The 6,383-nt window shown below is 68.4% G+C and carries 6 protein-coding genes and 1 pseudogene; all 7 read right to left on the bottom strand.

The features are described from left to right. The coding region (locus ACTS11_RS19885) for a GMC family oxidoreductase (protein WP_442642019.1) at positions 1–732 on the bottom strand (732 nt) is incomplete at its 3' end. A gap of 9 nt (positions 733–741) precedes the next feature. Further along, on the bottom strand, positions 742–1,497 hold the full coding sequence (locus tag ACTS11_RS19880) for a 3-ketoacyl-ACP reductase (RefSeq protein WP_442642018.1): 756 nt from the start codon (positions 1,495–1,497) through the stop codon (positions 742–744). Beyond that, on the bottom strand, positions 1,494–2,987 hold the full coding sequence (locus ACTS11_RS19875) for an FAD-dependent oxidoreductase (protein ID WP_442642017.1): 1,494 nt from the start codon (positions 2,985–2,987) through the stop codon (positions 1,494–1,496). The genes ACTS11_RS19880 and ACTS11_RS19875 overlap by 4 nt, the downstream gene beginning before the upstream one ends. A 73-nt stretch (positions 2,988–3,060) precedes the next feature. After that, positions 3,061–4,176, bottom strand: coding sequence for an ABC transporter ATP-binding protein (locus tag ACTS11_RS19870; protein ID WP_442642016.1), 1,116 nt, complete (start codon positions 4,174–4,176; stop codon positions 3,061–3,063). A gap of 83 nt (positions 4,177–4,259) precedes the next feature. Next, entirely contained in the window at positions 4,260–5,141 is an 882-nt protein-coding gene (locus tag ACTS11_RS19865) for a carbohydrate ABC transporter permease (protein ID WP_442642015.1), read from the bottom strand. After that, positions 5,141–6,064: a carbohydrate ABC transporter permease gene (locus ACTS11_RS19860; protein ID WP_442642014.1), complete on the bottom strand. Its 924-nt coding sequence runs from the start codon at positions 6,062–6,064 to the stop codon at positions 5,141–5,143. The genes ACTS11_RS19865 and ACTS11_RS19860 overlap by 1 nt, the downstream gene beginning before the upstream one ends. 90 nt (positions 6,065–6,154) lie before the next feature. Next, positions 6,155–6,383: pseudogene (locus ACTS11_RS19855) on the bottom strand (sugar ABC transporter substrate-binding protein); the annotation flags it as partial.

The raw sequence follows: 6,383 nt of genomic DNA, 5'->3' as shown, positions 1-6,383 counted from the left end.
CTCCGCCTCGGCGTCGAGCCGCGTGCCGTCCGTCAGCGTCACGCCGGTGGCGCGCCCGTTCCGTATCTCGATCCGGCGGACCTGCGCGCCGGTCTTCACCGTCAGGTTCGCCCGCCCCCGGTTCGGCGCGAGATAGGCCATCGCGGCGGAGGAGCGGCGCGCGTTGCGCTGGGTGAGCTGGTAGTAGGCAACGCCGTCCTGCCGCTCGCCGTTCACGTCCATGTTGCGCGGGATGCCGAGCGCGGCGGCGGCCTCGAAATAGGCCTCGCAGATCGGCAGCGGCGCGGCGGGCTGCGACACGCCGAGCGGGCCGCCCTTGCCGTGGAAGCGGTTGTCGAAGGTGTCGTTGTCCTCGGCCTTGCGGAAATACGGCAGCAGATCTTCGTAGGACCAGCCCTCGCAGCCCATCTGCCGCCACTCGTCGTAGTCGAGCGCGTTGCCGCGGGTGTAGATCTGCGCGTTGATGGCCGAGCCGCCGCCGATCACCCTGGCCTGCGTATAGGTGAAGACCTTGCCGCCCATGTGCCGCTGCGGAACCGTCTTCCAGCCCCAGGAGGCCACGCCCTTCGTCATCTTGGCGAAGCCCGCGGGCAGGTGGAAGAGCGGGTTCCGGTCGCGGCCCCCGGCCTCGAGCAGGCAGACGCGGACGGACGGATCCTCGCTCAACCGCGCGGCGAGCACGCTTCCGGCGCTGCCGCCGCCGATGATGATGAAGTCGTAGCCTTCGGCCATGTCGGTCCTCTAGAGCCGGTGGATGGAGAGGCCGCCATCCACGGGGATCGTGGCGCCGGTCGCGAAGTCGAACTCCCCGCGCGCCAGCGGCACGGCGATACGCCCGATGTCGGCGGGCTCGCCCCAGCGCGCGGCTGGCACGAGGCCGCCCGCGATACGGGCGTCGTAGCGGTCGGCCACGGGCGCGGTCATCGGCGTGCGGATGATGCCGGGACGCAGCTCGAAGACGCCGATCCCCTCGGGCGCGAGACGGACGGCGAGAGCCTTCGTCATCATCGAGGCCCCGGCCTTGGATATGCAGTATTCCGCGCGGTCGGGCGAGACGATCTCGGCGCTGACCGAGGTCACGACCTGGATCGAGCGGTAGGGCGTGGGCGGCAGGCGCAGCATCCGGCGCGCGACTTCCTGTACAAGAAAGAAGGCGCCGCGGAGGTTCACCGCCATGCAGCGGTCGAAGCTCTCGGCCGTCATGTCCAGAAGATCGCCGCGCAGCATCGCCGGCACGCCCGCGTTGGAGACCAGCGTGGTGACGGGGCCGAGCGCCGCCTCCACCGCGTCGAGCGCCGCGGGCGCACCTTCGATCTCAGCCACGTCGTGCCGGACGTGGATCGCACCGGGCAGGAGCGAGAGCGCCCGAGCTACGGTCTCGTCGCCCTCCTCCCGCTCGGACATCAGAGCCACGCGCCAGCCCGCGCCGTGGAGCGCCCGCGCGATGCCGAGGCCGATGCCCTGCTGCCCACCCGTGACCAGCGCCGTCGCCGTCATGCCGCCGCCTCCTGTCGCAGTCGTTCGCCCACCGCATGCGCCACGCGAAGCGCGTGGGCCGCGACCGTGAGCGAGGGGTTCACGGCGCCCGAGGTCGGCAGCACGCTCGCATCCGCGAGCCAGAGGTTCGGCACGTCGTGCGCCTGCCCCCAGACGGTGACGACGCTGTCGCCCGGGTCGTTCCCCATCCGCGCCGTGCCGCACTGGTGCGACGGGGTGCGGCGGTCGAAGGGTTTCGACAGGACGACCGGGAAGCCCGCCCGCTTCAGCGCCGCCCTCAGCGCCGCGAGAAGGCGTTCGTGCGCCTCCCAGTTCGAGCGCGTCCAGTTCAGCACGATTTCCCCTCCCCTCAGGGTGACGCGCGATTCCGGGTCCGGCAGGTCCTCTGACATCACGTAGAAGTCGATGGCGCGGTCGGAGATCAGTTTCGCAAGCGCCCGTGGAAGCCCCGACTGCGCCGCGAGGATCGGCCCCGAGACGCGGCCGAGAAGCTGCACGTTGCCGAGCGGCTCGCCGTTCGGGCCGCCGCCATTGTACCAGTCGTTGAGGTAGAGCGTCTTCTGGTAGACCGTCCGGTTCCGCCGCAGGGACAGGGCCAGCATGGCCGAGGCATTGTGGTTCATGAAGTTCCGCCCCACCTGTCCCGAGCGGTTGCCGAGGCCCGCGGGTTGCGCCTCCGACGCCGAGCGCAGGAGGATCGCAGCGCTGTGGACGGCGCCCGCGGCCAGAACCACCTCGCGCGCCGCGATGGGTCCGGCGCTGGTCATCGCGGCCGTGACGCGGCCGTGCGCGTCGGTCTCCAGCCGCTCGACCGTCACGCCTGTGCGCAGCTCGACGTTCGGGTGGCTGAGCGCCTCGGCCAGGCCGACGCTCTCGGCGTCCATCTTGGCGCCCGTGGTGCAGGGGAACGCGTCCCAGGGCGTCGGCGCGCGGGCGAGCCACCTGTCGAGATCGACGCCGAGGGGCAGCGGCGCGGGGTGCAGCCCCGCCCGTTCCAGCCGCAGCTTGAGGTCCGCGATCTCGGGCTCGTGCGGGACCGGGGGCTGCGGGTAGGTGCCGGAGTGGAAGGGCTCGGTCGGATCGTCGCCCAGGGCCCCGCAGACGCGGTAGAGCGTCTCGGCGCGCTGGTACCAGGGCTCGAGGTCTTCGTAGGGCATCGGCCAGCCGGGCGTGGACCCGCCGAAATGGCGGCGGGGCGCGAAGTCCTCGGCCCGGTAGCGCATCAGGACCGCCCCGTAGAACTTCGTGTTGCCGCCGACGCAGGCGTAGTTGCCGGGGTTGAACCGCGCGCCCTCGGGCGTCAGCCAGGTCTCTTTCGGGCGGAAGTGTCCGCGGGCGAAGATGGCGTCGGGATCGCGCGCCTCGGGCGTGTCGGCCAGGCGCTCTCCGCGTTCGAGGATCACGATCCGCCGCCCCGACGGCGCGAGCGCGGCCGCGGCGGTCGCGCCGCCCATGCCGGACCCCACGATCAGGACATCCACCCTCTCCACGTCTACACCTCGAATTGGATCGTTCCAATTTTCATACCAGAACCGGCGCCCATGTCAAACGGGCGCCGCGCGATCAGCCGATGCGCGCTTCGGTCTCGGGGTCGAAGAGGATGGCCTTGTCCATGTTGACGGCGAAGTCGAAGACCTGCCCCGGATGGACATCGGCATCCGCCCGCATCCGCGCGATGCAGTCCTTGCCCGAGAGCGTCATGGTGACGAAGGTGTCGGACCCCGCGGGCTCGGTCACGCTGACCATGTTCGGCAGGGCCTGCACGTTGCGGGCGTTGCGGTCGGCGCCCTCGGGATCGGTGATCGCCTCGGGCCGGATGCCGAGAACGACGTTGCGGTCCTTGTAGGCGGCGTAGGCGGCGGGCGCGTTCTCGATCCGGAGGCCGATGTCATGGCCCGCGTGGTCGGTCAGCACGGCGTGGAGCGCGCCGTTCCGCTCGGTCAGCCGCGCGGGAAGGACGTTCATCGCCGGCGAGCCCATGAAGGTCGCCACGAAGAGGTTCGAGGGATTGTCGTAGATCTCCTTCGGCGTGCCGAGCTGCTGCACGTAGCCGTTGTACATGACGGCGATCCGGGTCGAGAGGGTCATCGCCTCGATCTGGTCATGGGTCACGTAGACGATGGTCGTCCCGAGCTTCTGGTGCAGCTTCTTGATCTCGGTCCGCATGTCGACGCGGAGCTTGGCGTCGAGGTTCGAGAGCGGCTCGTCGAAGAGGAAGACGTCGGGATTGCGCACCAGCGCGCGCCCCATCGCGACGCGCTGCCGCTGACCGCCCGAGAGCTGGCCGGGCTTGCGCCCGAGGAGCTGCCTGATCTGGAGGAGCTCGGCCACCTCGTTCATCTTCGCCTCGCGCTCGGCTTTCGGAACGCCGTGCATCTCGAGGCCGAAGGTGATGTTCTGCGCGACCGTCATGTTGGGGTAGAGCGCGTAGGACTGGAACACCATGGCGATGTTGCGCTTGGAGGGGTGGACCCCGTTCACCACGCGGTCGCGGATCTTGATCTCGCCGCTCGTGATCCCCTCGAGCCCGGCGATCATGTTGAGAAGCGTGGATTTCCCGCAGCCGGAGGGGCCGACGAGCACGAGGAACTCGCCCTCCTCCACCTCGATGTCCACGCGGTGGAGCACCTCGACGGCGCCGTAGGACTTGGTGAGGTTGTCGATGTCGAGGAAACCCATGGCTCAGGCCCTTTGTGTCGTCGGACGCCGCGATTCTTCGTACGAAGAATCGCACATCCGAATTTTCGTACGAAAATTCGAGGTCATCCCTTCACGCTCCCCGCCATGAGGCCGCGGACGAAGTAGCGCCCCGCCACGATGTAGACGAGGAGCGTCGGCGCGGCGGCCATGATGGCGCCGGCGAAGTGCACGTTGTACTCGCGCACCCCCGTGGAGGAGTTGACCAGGTTGTTGAGCGCCACGGTCATCGGCGCCGCGTCGCCCGACGCGAAGGAGGCGCCGAAGAGGAAGTCGTTCCAGATGTTGGTGAACTGCCAGATGAAGCTGACCGCGATGATCGGCCCCGAGGAGGGCAGCATGATCCGCCAGAAGATCTGGAAGAACCCGGCCCCGTCGATCTGGGCGGCGCGCACCAGTTCGGTCGGGAAGGCCGCGTAGTAGTTGCGGAAGTAGAGCGTGGTGAAGCCGATCCCGTAGACGAAGTGCACCAGGATCAGGCCCGGCGTCGAGCCGGCGATCTCGAGGATGCCGAGGATGCGCGCCATCGGGATCAGCACGATCTGGAACGGGATGAAGCAGGAGAAGAGCAGCAGCCCGAAGATCAGCGTATCGCCGCGGAAGCGCCACTTGGTCAGCACGTATCCGTTGAGCGCGCCCACGATGGTGGACAGCAGGACCGCAGGCACCGCCATCATGATCGAGTTCATGAAGTAGGGCCGGAGGCCCGTCGGCTGCACACCGATCTGCGCCGTCGACCAGGCGGAGAGCCAGGGCTCGATCGTCCATTGCTGCGGCAGAGCGATCATGCCGCCGCCGGTGATCTCCTCCAGCGGCTTCAGCGAGTTGATCAGCATGATGCCGAAGGGCAGCAGGTAGAACAGCGCGAATAGCAGGAGGAAGAGGTAGATGAAGACGCGCGCCGCGTTCGAGGAGCGGACGGCGTTGTCGGTCGAGGCGATCGCCATCACTTCTTCTCCTTCAGTTCGGCGTAGAGATACGGGATCATGATCGCCGCGATGGTCATGAGCATGATCACCGCCGAGGAGGCGCCGATCCCCATCTGGTTGCGCGTGAAGGTGTAGGAATACATGAAGGTCGCGGGCAGCGCGGTGGCGTTGCCGGGACCGCCCCCGGTCAACGCGATGACGAGGTCGTAGCTCTTGATCGCGAGGTGGGCGAGGATCACGAAGGCCGACAGGAACGCGGGGCGGAGCTGCGGCAGGATGATCCGCCGGTAGAGCTGCCAGTTCGACGCGCCGTCCATCTGCGCGGCCTTGAGGATCTCGTTGTCGATGCCGCGAAGCCCCGCGAGGAACATCGCCATCACGAAGCCCGAGGATTGCCAGACCGCCGCGATGACGACGGTGTAGATCGCCATCTCCCGGTCCTTGATCCAGTCGAAACGGAAGTTCTCGAAGCCCCAGAGGTGCATGGTGGCCTCGATGCCGATGCCGGGGTCGAGGAACCACTTCCAGGCCGTGCCCGTGACGATGAACGAGAGCGCCATGGGATAGAGGAAGATCGGCCTGAGGATGCCTTCGCCGCGGATCTTCTGGTCGAGGAAGATCGCGAGCAGGAGGCCGATGATCGTGGAGATCACGATGTAGAGCGAGGCGAAGATCGCGAGGTTGGTGATCGCGACGTTCCACTCGCGGATGCGGAAGAGCCGGTCGTAGTTGTCCCAGCCGACCCAGCCGAAGGACGGCAGCATCCGGCTGTCGGTGAAGCTGAGGTAGATCGTGAAGGCGATGAAGCCGTAGACGAAGATCACCATGATCGCGAAGGACGGCGCGAGGACGATCTTCGGAAGCCAGTTCTGGAAGCGCGTGCGAAGGTCGTCGCGCGGAGTCTCCACGCGCGGGCGCACGGGTGCGTCGCTGATGGCCATGGGCCCCTCCCCCTCGTGATGCGTGAACGGCGCCGGGCCTCCACCCGGGCGGGTGGGCCGGCCCCGCGGAGGGCCGGCCCGACGATGCCCTTACTGGGCGATCTCGACGGCGGTGACGAGTTCCTGCGCCGCGGTCTCGGCGTCGTACTCGCCGTTGAAGTGCGCGGTGATCACGTCATACATCGCGTTCTGCACCGACGGCGGGTTGGCGTGGCCATGCGCCATCGAGCCGAAGAGCGTGCCGTTCGCGGCGGCCTCGGCCAGCTGCGCCATGCCGAGCTGGCCGCAGGCGTCGAAGGCGTCCGACGGGATGTCGGTG

The organism is Roseicyclus sp., from assembly GCF_052168335.1.
Lineage (GTDB): Bacteria > Pseudomonadota > Alphaproteobacteria > Rhodobacterales > Rhodobacteraceae > Roseibacterium.
Note: the sequence above shows the minus strand (reverse complement) of the source record. Positions and strands in the feature narration are given on the sequence as shown.